This window comes from Streptomyces agglomeratus, from assembly GCF_001746415.1.
Classification (GTDB): Bacteria; Actinomycetota; Actinomycetes; order Streptomycetales; family Streptomycetaceae; genus Streptomyces; species Streptomyces agglomeratus.
The window spans coordinates 4,872,236-4,889,344 of sequence record NZ_MEHJ01000001.1; the positions used below are offsets into that span (position 1 = coordinate 4,872,236).

11 protein-coding genes and 2 pseudogenes are annotated in these 17,109 nt (G+C 72.8%); 5 read left to right on the top strand and 8 right to left on the bottom strand.

What is annotated here, in order from left to right:
• Nucleotides 1-17 precede the first annotated feature (17 nt).
• The 3 genes from AS594_RS21205 to AS594_RS21215 are packed head-to-tail and all read right to left on the bottom strand — an operon-like array spanning nt 18 to nt 2,984.
• Nucleotides 18-1,262: a glycosyltransferase 87 family protein gene (locus AS594_RS21205; protein WP_069935222.1), complete on the bottom strand. Its 1,245-nt coding sequence runs from the start codon at nt 1,260-1,262 to the stop codon at nt 18-20.
• 26 nt (nt 1,263-1,288) lie between these two features.
• The gene (locus tag AS594_RS21210) at nt 1,289-2,011 is read right to left on the bottom strand and encodes an ABC transporter ATP-binding protein (RefSeq protein WP_079148722.1); all 723 of its coding nucleotides are present in this window, start codon (nt 2,009-2,011) and stop codon (nt 1,289-1,291) included.
• Between the two features lie 7 nt (nt 2,012-2,018).
• The gene (locus tag AS594_RS21215; protein ID WP_069935224.1) at nt 2,019-2,984 is read right to left on the bottom strand and encodes an ABC transporter permease; all 966 of its coding nucleotides are present in this window, start codon (nt 2,982-2,984) and stop codon (nt 2,019-2,021) included.
• Nucleotides 2,985-3,113: 129 nt separating this feature from the next.
• Between AS594_RS21215 and AS594_RS21220 the strand changes: the two genes are divergently transcribed.
• Nucleotides 3,114-3,728, top strand: a complete 615-nt coding sequence (locus AS594_RS21220) for a TetR/AcrR family transcriptional regulator (protein WP_069935225.1) — start codon at nt 3,114-3,116, stop codon at nt 3,726-3,728.
• Between the two features lie 170 nt (nt 3,729-3,898).
• Here the strand turns inward: AS594_RS21220 and AS594_RS21225 are convergent, their stop codons facing one another.
• From AS594_RS21225 to AS594_RS21240, 4 genes and pseudogenes are all read right to left on the bottom strand, one after another.
• Entirely contained in the window at nt 3,899-4,801 is a 903-nt protein-coding gene (locus AS594_RS21225) for a carbohydrate ABC transporter permease (RefSeq protein WP_069928542.1), read from the bottom strand.
• Entirely contained in the window at nt 4,798-6,081 is a 1,284-nt protein-coding gene (locus AS594_RS21230) for a carbohydrate ABC transporter permease (RefSeq protein ID WP_069935951.1), read from the bottom strand. The genes AS594_RS21225 and AS594_RS21230 overlap by 4 nt, the downstream gene beginning before the upstream one ends.
• 84 nt (nt 6,082-6,165) lie before the next feature.
• Nucleotides 6,166-7,538 (bottom strand): annotated as a pseudogene (locus tag AS594_RS21235) (ABC transporter substrate-binding protein).
• Nucleotides 7,539-7,707: 169 nt separating this feature from the next.
• Nucleotides 7,708-10,913: pseudogene (locus tag AS594_RS21240) on the bottom strand (FtsK/SpoIIIE domain-containing protein).
• 396 nt (nt 10,914-11,309) lie between these two features.
• Between AS594_RS21240 and AS594_RS21245 the strand changes: the two are divergent.
• From AS594_RS21245 to AS594_RS46245, 4 genes are all read left to right on the top strand, one after another.
• Nucleotides 11,310-12,983, top strand: a complete 1,674-nt coding sequence (locus AS594_RS21245; RefSeq protein WP_069935226.1) for a serine/threonine-protein kinase — start codon at nt 11,310-11,312, stop codon at nt 12,981-12,983.
• 137 nt (nt 12,984-13,120) lie between these two features.
• A complete protein-coding gene (locus AS594_RS21250; RefSeq protein WP_069935227.1) occupies nt 13,121-14,374 on the top strand; it encodes a serine/threonine-protein kinase in 1,254 nt (417 codons plus the stop codon).
• 70 nt (nt 14,375-14,444) lie between these two features.
• Nucleotides 14,445-15,551 carry a peptide chain release factor 2 gene (prfB, locus tag AS594_RS21255; protein ID WP_069928547.1) on the top strand — a complete coding sequence of 369 codons (1,107 nt, stop codon included), beginning with the start codon at nt 14,445-14,447 and terminating at the stop codon, nt 15,549-15,551.
• Between the two features lie 266 nt (nt 15,552-15,817).
• Entirely contained in the window at nt 15,818-16,735 is a 918-nt protein-coding gene (locus AS594_RS46245; RefSeq protein WP_069935228.1) for a hypothetical protein, read from the top strand.
• A 155-nt stretch (nt 16,736-16,890) separates the two neighbouring features.
• On the opposite strand, the gene AS594_RS21265 is transcribed toward AS594_RS46245, so the two are convergent.
• Nucleotides 16,891-17,085 (bottom strand): hypothetical protein, encoded by a 195-nt coding sequence (locus tag AS594_RS21265; RefSeq protein ID WP_069928549.1) that lies wholly within the window; start codon nt 17,083-17,085, stop codon nt 16,891-16,893.
• Nucleotides 17,086-17,109 lie beyond the last annotated feature (24 nt).

Genomic DNA, 17,109 nt, shown 5'->3' on the forward strand with positions numbered 1-17,109 from the left:
TGCGGGGCGCCCCTTCGTCACGCGCCCCGGGAAGACGTCCACAGCCTGCGGCAGGACAGGAGGGCGGCGGCGATCAGCAGGAGGTTGCGTACGACCATGACCGCGCACCCCAGCGGCGTACCCGACACGACGTCGTCGTACAGCACCGGGTAGGCGAGCGCGGTCACGGCGGCGGCCGGCAGTAGCAGCGCAGCGACGGGCCGCTGGGTGGTGGCGCGCGAGGTGAGGCAGACAGCGGCCAGGCCGAGCAGCCAGACCAGGTACTGCGGGCTGATCACACGGCTGGTGACGGTGAACAGCAGCACGGCGGCCAGCGCGGCGTCGAAGGGGGTGGCCGGGGTCCAGCGCCGCGCCCTGATCCGCCACACCAGCAGCCAGCCGAAGGCGGCGGCCGTGAGGAGGAGGGACGCGTGGGCGAGGGCCGAGACGTACGGCCCGGTCAGCTCCATGGCTCCGTAACGGTATGCGACCGTACCCGGCCAGCCGGCGAGCCGGCCCAGGGACAGCACGGTTCCGGCCATCGACTCGATCTGCACGCCCCGGCTGCCCTGCTGGCGCACGAAACCGAGCGTGTGCGAGAAGCCGAAGGCGAGCACGGCGAGCAGCGCCGCCGCCGCGGCGGCGGCCGACAGCCAGGCGTTCCTGGTGGTACGTCCACGGGGCGCGCCCAGGAGCGTGAGGGCCGGCCAGACCTTTACCAGGGCGCCGAGCCCGGCCAGCGCGCCGCCGACGGGCGGGTGGCGGCGCAGGGCGAGCAGGGCCAGTACGGCGAGTGCGGTGACCTGGACGTCGTACCGGACCAGGGGCAGATGCAGGAGCAGCGGCAGCGCGCACACCCACAGCCACGCACCGGCCGTGCTGCGGCCGGGCCGCCGTCCGGCGCGCGCCAGGGCGAGGGCGACGAGCGCGTCGGCGGCCAGGGTGAGGACGAGGAACGCCTGGAAGTACGTGAGCCAGGGCAGCGCGCCCGGTCCGAGGATCACCAGGGCCGCGCCGGGCGGGTACTGCCACATGACGTCGTCGAGGGGGAAGTCGCCGCGGGCGAGCTGCCCGTACCAGCCGTAGTAGATGCGGTGGACCTCGCCGCTGATCGTTCCCACGTCGAAGGCGGCCAGGGGCTGGGCGAGCAGCGCGAGCATGACGAGGCGGGTGGTGAGCCAGACGGCGGCGAGTGCGCAGGCGAAACGGCGAGCGGCGGCGTCGGAAGTGGGGGAGCCGGGGGCGGTGTTCGCGTCGGAGGCCGCGATCTGGTCGGTCGTCATCACCGCGCACTTTAGCCATCTATGCCCTATTTCTTCGACTTTCTTCCTTTCCTTGTCTGTTCGTCGTCGTAGGCGGCGACGACCTCCTTCGCGGGGCCGTCCATCCGCAGGACGCCGGCCTCCAGCCACAGGGCCCGGTCGCAGGTCTCGGTGACGGTCCGGTTGTTGTGGCTGACCAGGAAGACGGTGCCCGCCTCCGCACGGAGTTCGGCGACGCGGGCCCTGCTGCGGCGCTGGAAGGCCGCGTCACCGGTGGCGAGCGCCTCGTCGATCATCAGTACGTCGTGGGTCCTGGCGGCGGCGATCGAGAAACGCAGACGGGCGGCCATGCCGGAGGAGTACGTGCGCATCGGCAGCGTGATGAAGTCGCCCTTGTCGTCGATGCCGGAGAAGTCGACGATCTGCTGGTAGCGCTCACGGATCTGGCGGCGCGTCATGCCCATCGCCAGGCCGCCGAGGACCACGTTGCGTTCGCCGGTCAGGTCGTTCATCAGGGCGGCGTCGACGCCGAGCAGGGACGGCCGGCCCCGGGTCCAGAGGCGGCCGCGCGCGGGCGGAAGCAGGCCGGCGACCGCCTTGAGGAGGGTCGACTTGCCGGACCCGTTGGAGCCGATCAGGCCGATGGCCTCACCCTTGTGTGCGACGAAGGTGACGCCTTTGACGGCATGCACTTCCCGGGAGCCGCTCGCGCCCTGGACCGTGTAGGTGATGTGGACGTCGTCCGCGATGACGGTGGGCGCCGGTCCCATGTGATTTTCAGCCACGGCCGTACGTCGCCTCCGCCTGCCAGAAGTAGAGGAAACCGCCCACGCCCGCGAGGAGCGCCCAGCCCGTCGCGACGGCCCAGACGTGCGGGGGAAGTTGGGCGGCGGGGAAGCTGTCGATGAGGGCGAAGCGCATCAGGTCGATGTAGACGGCGGCCGGATTGCACTCCAGTGCCACGGCCGCCAGGTGCGGCAGCCGGTCGCTCCGCAGGAGGTGGCCGACGCTCCACATGACGCCCGAGACGTACATCCAGGTGCGCAGGACGAAGGGCATCAGCTGGGCGATGTCCGGGGTCCGGGACGCGAGCCGGGCCATGACCAGCGCCAGACCCGTGTTGAACAGCGACTGGAGGATGAGAGCGGGCAGCGCCAGCAGCCAGGCCGGCCGGGGGAACTGGCCGAAGCAGCACAGGATCACCGCCAGCGCGGCCATCGAGAAGAGCAGCTGCTGGAGCTGCTGGACGGCGTACGCGACGGGCAGGGAGGCGCGCGGGAAGTGCAGGGCGCGGACCAGGCCGAGGTTTCCGGTGAGGGCGCGGGTGCCGGCCAGGACGGTGCTGCTGGTGAAGGTCCAGACGAAGACGCCGGTGACCAGGAACGGGACGAAGTCGGTGACCCCGTCCTTGGTGCGGAGCAGGACGCCGAAGACGAAGTAGTAGACCGCCGCGTTGAGCAGCGGGGTCATGATCTGCCAGCCCTGGCCGAGCCTGGCCCCGCTGTACTGCGCGGTCAGCCGCGCGGTGGCGAACGCGGTGACGAAGTGGCGGCGGCCCCACAAAAGGCGCGTGTAGGCGGGCAGTGAGGGGCGGGCGCCGCTCTCGGTGAGGCCGTGACGGGCGGCGAGCGCGGCGAGGTCGGCCGAGGACGGGCCGGGTCGGGTGGCGGCGGGTCCGGCGGGTCCCGCGGATGCGGCGGCGGGCGTCGGGGGGCGTACGGGAGGTTTCGTGCGCAGGGGCATGTCGGCGGCCTTCGGTCGGCGGCGGAAGTGGCGCTGACGACGGGACGGGTCCGTATCGTCGCTACGGTGACAGTAGGGCGCTCGTACGTCGAAACGCAACCGTTGCGTCGCGCCGCTAAGCTGTACCGCATGAGCGCCGACCCGCGACCGACCACGCAGCCCCGCCGCGCCCCCGCCGGAGCCGCCGTGCTCCGGGAGGACGTCACCGACGCCATCCGCACCGCCGTCTTCGGGGAACTGGCCGCCGTCGGGTACGCCCGTATGTCGATCGAGGGCATCGCCCGCCGGGCCGGCGTCGGCAAGACGGCCGTCTACCGCCGCTGGAAGTCCAAGCTCGCCCTCGTCCTGGACCTCGTCTCCGCCGTCGCGGCCGAGGGGCTGCCCGCGCCCGCGACCGGTTCGCTGTACGGCGACGTACGGGCCCTGCTCGAAGTGGCCGCGCACGCGCTGCGGCACCCCGTCGCCTCACAGGTGGTCCCGGATCTGCTGGTCGAGGCGGCTCGGCACCCGGAGATCGCCGACGCGGTCAAGTCGGCGCTCCTCGACGGACAGCACGGCGTCGCCGCCGGTGTCGTACGGGAGGCGGTCGCGCGCGGCGAGCTGCCCGAGGGGGCGGACGTGGACCGGGCGCTGGACCTGATCGTCGGGCCGCTGTACTGGCGGCTCGTGGTGGTCCGCACCCCGCTGCCCGCCGGATATCTCGACGACCTCGCGGCGTCGGCGGTCGCCGCGCTCAAAGCCTGACGCGTCCCGGGGCGGAGCTCCGGGCGACGCGCGGGCGGCGGGACCGCCCGCCGGACGGCCGTACGGCGCCTGCCGGTCAGGACGGCCGGACAGCCGGACGGCGGCCCGGTCGCGGGGACCGGGCCGCCGTCGTGGGCGGTGGGGCGCGCGTCGTGGGCGGTGCGGCGCGCCTACTTCACCGCGCCGGCCATCACACCGGACACGAACTGCCGCTGGAACGCGAAGAAGACGATCAGCGGGATGACCATCGAGATGAAGGCGCCGGGCGCCAGGATGTCGATGTTGTTGCCGAACTGCCGGACCTGGCGCTGGAGCGCCACCGTGATCGGCGGGTTCGCCGAGTCGGCGAAGATCAGCGCGACCAGCATGTCGTTCCAGACCCACAGGAACTGGAAGATGCCGAGCGAGGCGATGGCGGGGCCGCCGAGCGGCAGCACCACGCGCGTGAAGAGCCGGATCTCACCCGCGCCGTCGAGCCGCGCCGCCTCCAGGAGTTCCTTGGGGATCTCCGCGAAGAAGTTGCGGAGGAGGAAGATGGCGAAGGGCAGGCCGAAGGCGACGTGGAAGAGGACCACGCCCGCCGTCGTCTCGAAGATTCCGATCTTGCCGAACAGCTCCGAGACGGGTACGAGCGCGACCTGCACCGGAACCACCAGCAGGCCGACGACCACCAGGAACCACCAGTCGCGTCCCGGGAAGTCCATCCACGCGAAGGCGTAGCCGGCCAGCGAGCCGATCACCACGACCAGCAGGGTCGACGGAACGGTGATCATGATCGTGCTGAACAGGGAGTCGACGATCGTGTTGTTGTCGAGGAGATTGGCGTAGTTGTCGAGGGTGAGTTCGGAGGGGGCGGTGAAGACCTTCCACCAGCCCGTCTCCGCGATGTCCGTGGGGCTGCGCAGCGACGAGAACAGCAGCCCGATCGTCGGCATCAGCCAGAACAGCGCGACCAGGACGAGGAAGACGCTCACCGCGCCGCCGCTCGCGCGCGCCGCGATCCGCCCGGCGAGGGACTGCTTGGGCCGGGCGGGGCCCTGGCCGGTGCCGGTCGTGGGGGCCGTGGTGGTCATCGGCGGCTCTCCTTTCGCATCCTGCGGATGTTGAAGAGCATCACCGGGACGACCAGCAGGAGGAGGAGTACGGCGATGGCGCTGCCGATGCCCGGGTCCGCGTCCGTGCCGAACGACGAGCGGTAGAGCTGGAGCGCCAGTACGTTCGCGTCGTCCTGGGACGACCCCGGCGCGATGATGAACACGAGGTCGAAGATCTTCAGTACGTTGATCATGAGGGTGACCAGCACCACCGCGAGGACGGGCGCCAGCAGCGGGACCGTGACGCGGCGGAAGACCTGCCACTCGTTGGCGCCGTCGACGCGGGCCGCCTCAAGCAGTTCGCGCGGCAGGCCCGCGAGGCCGGCCGCGATCAGCACCATCGCGAAGCCCGCCCACATCCACACGTAGCTGCCGATGATGGCGGGTGTCACCAGACTCGGGCCGAGCCAGTCGACGCCGTTGTAGGGCTCACGGAAATTGGAGGCCGGGAAGCGGAGTTCGGCTCCGTCCGCCTCGGAGGAGAGGGTGAAGGTGCCGTCGGCGCCGGCCGTGGCCGAGTCCACGACCTTGCCGTCCTTGACCGCCTCGACCTTGATGCCCTTGAGGCCGAGTTCCTTGGGGTCGATGGCGTTCGGCTTGCCGCCGCCGCCCCTGGTGAAGTCCAGCCAGGCGGTGCCGGTGACCTTGTCCGGCTCGGTCCCGGCCGGCGCGGCGGTCTCCGCGTCGCCCGGCATCTTGGCGGGCGGGACGCCGATCAGCGGCAGCAGGACCGGCTCACCCGCCCTGACCGGCTGCTTGGTGACGAAGGAGCCGCCGCCGCCCGCCTCCAGCGGATGGACCGGCAGCGGGCGGGCCTTCGGGAAGCCCGCCGACTCGGAGAACATGTCGTGGACGCTCACCGCGACGGCGTTGGCGACCCCGCGCTCCGGATTCTGCTCGTACACCAGACGGAAGATGATGCCGGCGGCCAGCATCGAGATCGCCATCGGCATGAAGACCAGCAGTTTGAACGCCGTACCCCACCGGATGCGTTCGGTGAGTACGGCGAATATGAGCCCCAGCGCGGTCGAGACGGCCGGTGCGACGACCACCCAGATCGCGTTGTTCTTGACGGCGGTCAGGATGGTGTCGTCGGTGAAGATCTCGACGAAGTTGTCGAGCCCGGCGAAGCTGTCGCCCGACTTGTCGAAGAAGGACCGGTAGACCGAGTACCCGATCGGGTAGACCACGAGCGCGCCGAGCAGCACGAGCGCGGGCAGCAGGAAGCCGACCGCGATGGTCTTGCGTGTGCCCGTCACGCTCTTGCGTTTGCCGTTGTCTGCGGGGGGCGGCGTGACCTTCGCGGCGCCCCCCGCGGTCGCTGACGTCATCGCGTCAACCCGTCAGCTCTTGTACGCCTTGGCCGCGTCGGACTCCAGCCGCTGCTGGGTCCCCGCGATGTCCTTCGGGTTCTTCAGGAAGTCCTGGAGCGCCTTCCACTCGCCCTTGCCCGGCGTGCCGCCGAACGACTGCGGGGCCTGGTCCGACATGTCGAAGCGGAAGTCGTCGCCCGCCGCGATCAGCGCCTTCGCGATGTCGCGCTGCACGTCGTTGGGGTACGCCGCCACGTCCAGGGACTTGTTCGGCGATACGAACCCGCCCTCCCCGGCCCAGATCTTCGCGGCGTCGGTCGACGCCAGGAAGGTCAGCAGCGCCTTGGCCCCCTTGGAGTCCTTGAGCGCCACGGCCGCGTCGCCGCCGGTCACGACGGGCGACTCACCGTCGACGGCCGGGAACGGGAACACCTTGGCGTCGGTGCCGATCTTCGCCTTCGTCTGCGCGATGTTGACCGCGACGAAGTCGCCCTCGAAGACCATCGCGGCCTTCGGGTCCTCGGCGAACGTCTGGGTGACGGACGCGGGGAACTCGGTTTGCAGCGCGCCGTCCTGGCCGCCCGCGATGAGCTCCTTCTTCCCGAACAGCTGCGCGAGCGTGGTCAGCGCGTCCTTCACGGACGGGTCCGTCCACTTGATCTCGTGCTTGGCCAGCTGGTCGTACTTCTCGGGGCCCGCCTGGGAGAGGTAGATGTTCTCGAACCAGTCGGTGAGGGTCCAGCCGTCCGCGCCGCCGATGGACACCGGGGGGACGCCGGAGGCGGAGATCGTCTCGGCGGTGGCCAGGAAGTCCTTCCAGGTCTTCGGCTCCTCGGCGCCCGCGTCCTCGAACGCCTGGGCGTTGTACCAGACCAGCGACTTGTTGGCGGCCTTGAAGTACACGCCGTACTGCTTGCCGCCGACAGCGCCGATGTCCTTCCAGCCCTGCGAGTAGTTCTTGTCCAGCTGCGCCTGGGTCGCCGCGTCGACCGGCTTCGCCCACTTGCGCTCGACGGCCTGCTGGAGCGCGCCGACCTGCGGGAGCATCGCCACGTCGGGGGCGAGCCTCCCGCGATCTTGGTGCCGAGGAAGTTGACGATGGGGTCCTGCGCCGGGACGAAGGTGACCTTCGCGCCCGTGCGCTTCTCGAACTCGTCGAGGACCTTGGTGAAGTTCTCCTGCTCAGGCCCCGTCCAGACCGCGGCGACCTGGACCTCCTCGCCGTTCAGTTCGGGGAGCTCGACGGAGGACGCGGGTGGTGTCGTGGCCCCGCTTCCCTCGTTGCCTTTGTCCTTGTCGTTGTCGCCGCCGCAGGCGGTGAGGGCGAGGGTGCTCGCCGCGATCATCGCCAGCGCGGCCCTTCGAGCCCTGCGACCCCGGTGTGTGCGAAGAGTTGTGCGCATGCCTGCCCCGTCTCTCCTGTGCGCGTACGGACCGGCGCAGCCCTCGGAGAACCACTGGCGCCGATGCCGGTCTAGCTGTCCCGTGGCTCAGTCCTACGCCCGGCGGTCGGCCCGGGCAATAGTGCCTTCCGTGTCAACCGGGTGATCGTGATCGGCTCGTGACGTTGAGTCAGCCCTCGTGGGGAGCGCCGAGGGGCGGCAGCGGGGTCGCGTTGACCGTGCGGGCGGCCCGGTCCAGGGCACTGGCCAGCAGCGCGAGGTCCGTCGGCCCGTTGCCCAGTTCGCGAACCGGGCGGCGGGTCGGCGGGTCGCCCATCCGCTCCCACTCCAGGGGGACGACGGTGGGGCGCAGTGTTGCCGTACGGGGGATGCGGCCGGTCACCCGGCCGGACTGGAACGGGGTCGCCGCGGGGCTCTCGGCCGCGTCGCCGCTGTGGTGACGGAGCAGCCGGCCCCGGCCGGGGGCGGGCTCGTCGGGTGACGGCGCCGGGGGCGGCGGGTCCAGGACCACCCGCAGCCGCGCACCGCGCGCCAGCTCGGTGTCCGCCGTACGGTCGGGCCTGGCGGACGTGGCCACCAGATGTACGCCGAGCCGCTCGCCCTCCCTGGCCACCGCTTCCAGGGCTCGTACCACCGAACCGGCCGCGGGCCTGCCCGTACTCCCGAGGGCGGGGGCGACCAGCGCGTCGAGGTCGTCGACCAGGACGACGAGGCGGGGGAGCGGTGAGGGTTCGGTGTCGGCGCGGGCCTGGCGCTCCCGGGACGTCGTGGTGCGCAGGCGCAGGGTGCCGCTGGGCGCCGAGTCCAGGTCGCCGTTCTGCTCGGCGGCGCTGGGCGCGCGCTGGCCGATCATCCGGCCCGAGACCTCACGCCGCGTGTGCCACTCGGCGAACCCCAGGCTGCCCAGCAGCTCGTGGCGGCGTTTCAGCTCCGCGCCCAGCGCCTGGGCGAACTCCCTCATGCGGACGGGATCGGACGCCACCAGGTGGGTGGAGACGTGCGGCAGCTCGGTGCAGGCGCGCAGACCCTCGCCCCGCTCGCCGCCGGCGCCGTCGACCAGGACGAGGCCCAGACGGTCGGGACGGGCCGCTGCCGCGAGCGACGCCGCGACGGAACGCAGCAGCTCCGTGCGGCCGCTGCCCGCCGGGCCCTCGATCAGGAGGTGCGGGCCTTCGGCGGTCAGGTCCACGCACAGCGGGCCGCGCGGGCCCGCGCCGAGCACCGCCCAGGCGCGGGTGGCGCCGGGTGCCTGGCCGTCGTCGGCCGCCGCCGCCCAGCGGGCCATCAGGGAGGCGGGGGTGGCTCTGGCCAGTCCCAGCTCGTCCAGGAGGCGGGCGGACGGGGGCAGGGCCGTGGCGCGACCGGGGCGGGTGGCGCGGTCCGGGGTCCCCGCCGCGTGTCCGTCCGGCCGGAGCGGGGCGAGCGCCCGCGCGAATCGCTCCGCCCAGGGCGCGGACACCGCGTCCACCGCCGCCAGCGTGCCGTGACCGGCCGGTTCCCCGCCCGCCGTACGCAGCAGCCGCAGGGCAGTGGCCACGTCGCCGCTGAGCAGGCCCGCCGCTCCGCACTCGCGGAACGCGGGCGAAGCGGTGCAGGCGGCCTCGTACGTCGCCGCGACCGGGGAAAGGGGGGAGGCGGCGGGTGTCTCCGCCAGGCAGACGAGGTGGATGCCGTGGGCCGCGCCGGTCGCGGCCAGCCGGGCGGTGGACTCGCGCAGCGCGGCGGAACCCGGATCGCCGTCGACGATCACGACCGTGTGGCCTTCCGGCGCGTGCCCCTCTTCCGTACGGCGCAGCAGCTCCGCCAGCCGGGCCGTGGCCTGGTCGCGGTCGTACGCCAGGAGCAGCCGGCAGTCCTGGCCGCGGGCGGGGCGCAGGTGCGGCAGCCAGCCCAGCCAGGCCCACTCGGCGGTGCGGTCCCGCGGTGGCCTGGCCCGGTCGGTGGCGATCAGCACGATTTCCAGGTCGGTGGGGGAGTGCAGCGCCGAGAGCTGCGCGACGACCGACCGGGCCAGCCCGGCGAGGCGGGCGCGGGGGCCCGCCAGGCCCAGCGAGCCCACCTCGCGCAGGCTTACGGTCACCGGCACGGCCGGCAGCGGACGTCCTCCGTCGGGAGCGGGCCGGTCGGCCGTGCCCAGGCGCAGTACGAGTGCTTCGGGGTGGGACGGGTCGCGCTCCCACAGGCGGGGGCCGGGGCCCAGCGCGGTCAGCAGGAGAGCGGCGGGGTCCGGCCAGGCGTCGGGCAGGGGCGTGGTGGCCGCGCCGGGTGCGGTTCCGGCGCCGGCCGGGGGCATGCCGAGGGGGGTGGCCTCGGCGGGGGCGTACTCGTCGACGGGGCCCGGCCTGCCGCCGGTGAGGCGGCGGGCCCAGGCCCCTATGCCGCCACGACGGTTCGGCGGGGGCTCGGGGGCCGGGGCCGCCGTGGCGCTGCCGGGGCTCGGCGAGGGCTCCGGGGCCGGTGCCGCGCCGGGGCGTCCCCCGGGTGCCGAACGTCCTGGGGGGTGGTTTCTTCGGGCGCGTTGTGTCCGGCACCCCGCGGGGAGCTCCCCGGCCCGTCCCCTCCCGGCATCGCGGGACGTGCTCCGGGGGAAGGGGGGACGGGCTGCGACGGGTGGGCCGAGACCCTGCGGCCCGCCGGCGTCTGGCGGCGGTCGGTGTACGTCGGCGGGGTGGGCTGGTGCTGCACGGGCGCGGGGCGGGGCTCCGTCGAGCCGGACAGGCGCAGGTGGCCCTCGCCGTCGGGCGTGGTCGGGAGCGGGGCGGGGCGGTGGCCGGTGAGCAGGCGCAGGGCCGACTCGCCCACCCGCAGCAGCGCGCCGGGGGGCAGCGGGACCGGGTGTTCGGTGACGTCCTCGCCGTCGAGTGACGTGCCGTTCGTGGAGCCGAGGTCCGCGACCGTGACCTGACCGTCCTGCGTCAGGGTCACCGCACAGTGCAGCCGTGACACGTCCGGGTCGTCGAGCGGTACGTCCGCCTCGGCGGAGCGTCCGACGCGGATTTGGCCGTGGTGCAGGAGGTGCACGCCGCCCGCGTCCGGTCCCGCTGTCACGTGCAGCCGGGCCGGGGAGTCCGGCGCGTTCTCCGGCTCGGGCGCGGGGGCGTGGAGGGAGAGGACCGCGCCGTCCACCAGCGGGGGCTCGCCCAGGGCGCAGCGCTGGGCGTCGAGGCGCTCCCGCCCCGCGTAGACCACTACGGCGCCCGTCGTCTCCGGAGGGGAGCCGGGACCGGAGACAGCGGCGGCCAGGCCGGAGGCGACCGCCGCCAGCGCGGTTCCCGCGGGCGCGGTGACGAGCACGTCGCACACACGTCCCTCGGGGGCCTCGGTGCCGCGCGTACTGTGCGCGCGCGGCGCGAGGACGGTCAGCCGGATCTGCATCGCGTCAGCGGTCCCTTCTGCGCGCGATGCCCGGCAGGGGTGCCGCCCTGTGATTCCCCCCACCCGGCACGGACGCGTCGTCCGGTACAGGTCGGCACGCGACGAGGGGCTCCCGACCCCACAGTCCGTGCTGGAGGCATCCTCGCACCTGCCAACGACAACACGCCCGGCGGCCACCTCCAAGTGATCTTGAATGGTCGGCTGTGGGCGTAAAAGTGCAGGCTTTGACATATGCGGCACGCACCTGCGGCAACCATCCGCGCGGGGAGCGCGTCTACCCTCGGTACGCGCCCCGGTCGGAGGCGGCCGGGCGGCACTACAGTGGGTCGGAACTACGGGCCGAGCGCCCGCAACGGGGCAGGACCACGAGGACACGAGCAGCAGGGAGCGCATGACGTGCGGCCGGTCGGCAGTAAATACCTGCTCGAGGAGCCGCTCGGGCGCGGCGCCACGGGCACCGTCTGGCGAGCCCGCCAGCGTGAGACCGCGGGCGCCGAGGCGGCCGTGGCCGGCCAGCCCGGCGAGACCGTCGCGATCAAGGTCCTCAAGGAGGAGCTCGCCAACGACGCCGATGTGGTGATGCGGTTCCTGCGCGAGCGCTCCGTGCTTCTGCGGCTGACGCACCCCAACATCGTGCGGACCCGCGACCTCGTCGTGGAGGGCGACCTGCTCGCCCTGGTGATGGATCTGGTGGACGGGCCCGATCTGCATCGCTACCTGCGGGAGAACGGCCCCTTCTCGCCGGTCGCCGCCTCCTTGCTCACCGCGCAGATCGCGGACGCGCTGGCCGCCAGCCACGCCGACGGCGTCGTGCACCGCGACCTCAAGCCCGCCAACGTGCTGCTGGACGAGCGCGACGGGCAGATGCACCCGATGCTCACCGACTTCGGCATCGCGCGCCTCGCGGACTCTCCGGGGCTGACCCGGACGCACGAGTTCGTCGGGACGCCGGCCTACGTCGCCCCGGAGTCGGCGGAAGGACGTCCGCAGACGTCCGCCGTCGACATCTACGGCGCGGGCATCCTGCTGTACGAGCTGGTCACCGGCCGCCCGCCGTTCGCGGGGGGTACGGCGCTGGAGGTGCTGCACCGGCATCTGAGCGAGGAGCCGCGCCGGCCCACCACCGTCCCCGAGCCCCTGTGGACGGTCATCGAGCGCTGCCTGCGCAAGGAACCGGACGAGCGTCCCAGCGCCGAGAACCTCGCCCGCGCCCTGCGCACCGTCGCGGCCGGTGTCGGCGTGCACTCGTCGTCCGCCCAGGTCGAAGCGGCCATGGGCGTCGGCGCGCTGCTCGCCCCCGACCCGGCGCCCGCACCGGTCCCCGAGGCCCCCGGCGCCGCCGACCCGACCCAGGTCCTGCCGAGCAACGCCGGATCGTACGACCCGTCCGCCGCGACCAGCGTCCTGCCGTCGACCGGCGCGCCGCAGTACGGCGCGGGACAGTACGGCGGCCCCGGAGCCGCCGACCCGACCGCCGTCATGCCGCCCGTACCGCCGCGCCCCGACGGCGCACCCGGTGGCCCGGGACCCGAGGACCCGCACCCCTGGCAGAACCAGCTGCGGGCCGCACGCGACCGCAACGAGCAGACGCAGGTCCAGTACCTCGACCCCAGCCAGGACCCGCTGCGCCGCCGCCCCCAGCGCCAGCCGCAGCAGCAGCAGCAGCAGCCGCCGCAGCAGCAGTCCCCTCAGCGCCAGCAGCAGCGCCGCCCGCAGCCGCAGCCGCAGAGGTACGCGCCGCCGCCGCAGCACCAGCAGCCCCAGGCGCCGCCCCCGCAGCAGCGGTACGCGCCGCCGCAGCAGCCCGCCCAGCCGGCCCCGCGTCCGCCGCGCGAGCCCCGTGAGCCGCGCAGGCGCAGCGCCAACCCCATGCGGATCCCCGGTCTCGGCTGCCTGAAGGGGTGCTTGTTCACGCTCCTGCTGCTGTTCGTGGGGTCCTGGCTGATCTGGGAGTTCTCCGGGCTCCAGGAGTGGATCGGCACCACCAAGGGATTCTTCGCCCAGATCGGTGACGTGATCGACAGCGTGACGAAGTTTGTGAAGGATCTTGGCGGTTCCACCGGCGCGTAAGTGCGCGAGTTCGTTGATTTGTCGACTTCTGGGGGCTGATTTCGCCCCCAGAAGTCGAGGTTGACGCCATACGCGGCACCGGACGCCCCGTCAGCCGCGTAGCCTCAGGGCGACCGTCAGCCGCTGAGGGAGCAGTCTTGGCACGGAAAATCGGCAGCCGGTACACGGCCCACCAGATCCTGGGGCGGGGCAGTGCCGGCACGGTGTGGCTCGGTGAGGGACCCGAGGGGCCCGTCGCCATCAAGCTCCTGCGCCAGGACCTCGCGTCCGACCAGGAGCTCGTCGGACGCTTCGTCCAGGAGCGCACCGCGCTGCTCGGACTCGACCACCCCCGCGTCGTCGCCGTGCGCGATCTCGTCGTGGACGGCAACGACCTCGCGCTCGTGATGGATCTCGTCCGGGGTACGGATCTGCGCACGCGGCTCGACCGCGAGCGGCGCCTGGCGCCCGAGGCGGCCGTCGCGATCGCCGCCGACGTCGCCGACGGGCTCGCCGCCGCGCACGCGGCCGGTGTCGTGCACCGCGACGTGAAGCCCGAGAACATCCTGCTGGACATGGAGGGGCCGCTCGGCCCCGGCGGCGCGCACCCCGCGCTGCTGACCGACTTCGGCGTCGCCAAGCTCATCGACACCCCGCGCCGCACCCGTGCGACGAAGATCATCGGTACGCCCGACTACCTCGCCCCCGAGATCGTCGAGGGCCTGCCGCCCCGCGCCGCCGTCGACATCTACGCCCTGGCGACCGTCCTGTACGAGCTGCTCGCCGGCTTCACCCCCTTCGGCGGCGGCCACCCCGGCGCCGTACTGCGCCGCCATGTCACCGAGACGGTCGTGCCGCTGCCCGGCATCCCCGAGGAGCTGTGGCAGCTCCTCGTCCAGTGCCTGGCCAAGGCCCCGGCCTCCCGGCTGCGTGCCTCCGAGCTCTCCGCCCGGCTGCGCGACCAGCTCCCGCTCCTGGCGGGAATGCCGCCGCTGGACGTGGACGAGCCGGGCGCCGAGGACGAGGAGGCGGAGTACCCGGCGTACCCGTCGTACGACGAAACCCAGCAGGCCGCGGCCGACGCGCCGCGCCGCCGCGGCGCCGTACCCCTGGTGCCGGGCTCCGCCCCCGACTCCAACCGCGACACCCACACGAGCATGCGCGTCCCCGGCCCCGACGAGCTGGCCGGCGGCGCACACGGCACGGCGCGCGCCCCCCGGGCCCCGGGCCAGCGCCGCCCCGGCTCGGCCCGGAACAAGCCGGAGGCCGTGCGCAGGCGGCGCCTGGTCCTCGGCGGCGCCGCCGTCCTGGTGGCCGCCGCGATAGGAGTGGGCGGCTGGCTGGCGGCGACGGGGGAGGGGCAGGAGCCGGCCCCGCAGGACACGGAGCAGTCCGCTCCCTCCCAGCCGTAGCCCGGGGGAGTGACAAGGCGCTCTCCCGGGGGAGGGGAACGTACGGCCGCCCAGCCGTTACGCTGGACCCGTGGCAGTCGTCGATGTATCCGAAGAGCTCAAGTCCCTCTCCTCGACCATGGGGTCGATCGAGGCCGTCCTGGACCTCGACAGGATGAGGGCCGATATCGCCGTGCTCGAGGAGCAGGCCGCGGCCCCGTCCCTGTGGGACGACCCGGAGGCCGCGCAGAAGATCACGAGCAAGCTCTCCCACCTCCAGGCCGAGCTGCGCAAGACCGAGGCGCTCCGGAGCCGCATCGACGATCTCTCGGTGCTCTTCGAGCTCGCCGAGATGGAGGACGACGCCGACACCCTCGTGGAGGCGGAGGCCGAGCTGATCTCCGTCCGCAAGGCGCTTGACGAGATGGAAGTACGGACGCTCCTGTCCGGCAAGTACGACGAGCGCGAGGCTCTCGTCAACATCCGCGCCGAGGCCGGTGGCGTCGACGCGTCCGACTTCGCCGAGCGGCTGATGCGCATGTACCTGCGCTGGGCCGAGCGCCACAACTACGCCACCGAGGTCTACGAGACGTCGTACGCGGAAGAGGCCGGCATCAAGTCCGCCACCTTCGTGGTCAAGGCGCCGTACGCCTACGGAACGCTCTCCGTGGAGCAGGGCACGCACCGCCTGGTCCGGATCTCCCCCTTCGACAACCAGGGCCGCCGCCAGACGTCCTTCGCGGGCGTCGAGGTGCTGCCGGTGGTCGAGAAGACCGACCACATCGAGATCGACGAGTCCGAGCTGCGGGTCGACGTCTACCGCGCGTCCGGTCCCGGTGGTCAGGGCGTGAACACGACCGACTCCGCCGTCCGTCTGACGCACGTTCCGACCGGCATCGTCGTCTCCTGCCAGAACGAGCGCTCCCAGATCCAGAACAAGGCGAGCGCCATGAACGTCCTCCAGGCGAAGCTCCTCGAGCGCCGCCGCCAGGAGGAGCAGGCGCTGATGGACTCGCTCAAGGGCGACGGCGGCAACTCCTGGGGCAACCAGATGCGTTCGTACGTCCTGCACCCGTACCAGATGGTCAAGGACCTGCGTACGGAGTTCGAGGTCGGCAATCCGCAGGCGGTGCTCGACGGCGAGATCGACGGCTTCCTGGAAGCCGGTATTCGCTGGCGCAAGCAGCAGGAGAAGTAATACTCGCTTTGTCGACACAGTAACTGCCGCCCTTGAGGCGGCAGTTGCCGTTTGTGTCACAGTCGTATGCTCGTACGGCGGTCAAGTAGCTGCAATACGGACATCGCGTACGCAACGCGCTTGACGCTCCCTTTAAAAGTGGCAAAGCTGACGCGCGGCATGCGTATCTCTGGGGCGTGTGTGACCGGGGGAAGTTACAACCCCCAGTGTCTGTCGCCCCTTGCGCTGCTCCACTGACGAATTCAGCTACTGGGGGTAGCAAGCAGATGACCAAGAAGACGCGGATCCGCGTTGCGCGTATAGCAGCCGGTGCGGTGATCGCCGCCGGTGCTTCGCTGACCGCCGCGGGCGCCGCTTCGGCCGTCGGCATCGGCGTCGACGTGGCCGGCCTCAGCGCCGACGCCAGCGTCGACAAGGAGGGCGTCGACGTCTCCATCGCCGCCGACCCGGCGGACCCGGCCGATCCCGCGGACCCGGCAGACCCTGCCGACCCGGCCGACCCCGCGGACCCGACGGACCCGGTTGACCCGACGGACCCCACGGACCCGGTCGACCCGACGGACCCGGTCGACCCGACCGACCCGACGGACCCCACGGACCCGACCGACCCCACGGACCCGACGGACCCGGTCGACCCGACGGACCCCACGGACCCGACGGACCCGGTCGACCCGACGGACCCCACGGACCCGACGGACCCGGTCGACCCGACCGACCCCACGGACCCGACCGACCCCACGGACCCGACGGACCCCTCTGACCCGACCGACCCGGGCGGCAATGGCGGGAACGGCACCGGCGGCAACGGCGGTAACGGGAACGGCGGCAACGGGAACGGCGGCAACGGCGGGAACGGTGGCAACGGCGGGAACGGCGGGAACGGCGGGAACGGCGGGAACGGCGGCGGCGACGACGCCGGCACCGTGACCGGTGGTACCGACGGCGGTTCCGACGGTGACGCCGGTACCTGCACCCTCGACCTCGAGGGCGCCGAGTGCGAGGACAACACCGACACCGACAGCGCCGGCTCCAAGCCGGTCGAGCAGGGCAAGGCCAAGGAGGAGCTCGCCGCGACGGGCGCCGCCCAGACCTCGTTCCTGCTGGTCGGTGCCGCGACGATGATCGCCGGTGGCATCGGCTTCCGTATGCTCCCGCGCCTGGTCAGCGGCCGTACGGTCGCCTGAACCGGCTAGACGCACAGGAGGGGCCCGGGAGCGCTCAGCGCTCCCGGGCCCCTCTCCTGTCTCCGCCGGCCCTCAGAGGGGCCGGGGCAGCGTTACGGGCGGCAAAAGCCAGCGTACCCAGCGGTAGGTTGCGGGACGGGCCGGTCAGGACGGTCCTACGCGGTCTGGTGCACCAGCAGGGCCACCGCCGCTACCAGCAGCGCCACGATCGCCAGCAGCATCGCGGGGCTCAGCCCGCCCAGCGGGCCGCCCTCCTGCTGCATCCTCGCCCTGTTGGCCCGGCAGACCGGGCAGCGGCCCTGATTCACCGGGGCCGCGCAGTTCGCGCACACCAGTCGGTCATAGGTCATGCGCTTTCCTCCTCCCGCGCGGCG

Coding starts and splice junctions, on each gene's coding strand:
- AS594_RS46245 (WP_069935228.1), top strand. CDS start 15,818: ATGACCAAGAAGACGCGGATCCGCGTTGCGCGTATAGCAGCCGGTGCG.
- AS594_RS21220 (WP_069935225.1), top strand. CDS start 3,114: ATGAGCGCCGACCCGCGACCGACCACGCAGCCCCGCCGCGCCCCCGCC.
- AS594_RS21205 (WP_069935222.1), bottom strand. CDS start 1,262: ATGACGACCGACCAGATCGCGGCCTCCGACGCGAACACCGCCCCCGGC.
- AS594_RS21210 (WP_079148722.1), bottom strand. CDS start 2,011: ATGGGACCGGCGCCCACCGTCATCGCGGACGACGTCCACATCACCTAC.
- AS594_RS21265 (WP_069928549.1), bottom strand. CDS start 17,085: ATGACCTATGACCGACTGGTGTGCGCGAACTGCGCGGCCCCGGTGAAT.
- AS594_RS21225 (WP_069928542.1), bottom strand. CDS start 4,801: ATGACCACCACGGCCCCCACGACCGGCACCGGCCAGGGCCCCGCCCGG.
- AS594_RS21215 (WP_069935224.1), bottom strand. CDS start 2,984: ATGCCCCTGCGCACGAAACCTCCCGTACGCCCCCCGACGCCCGCCGCC.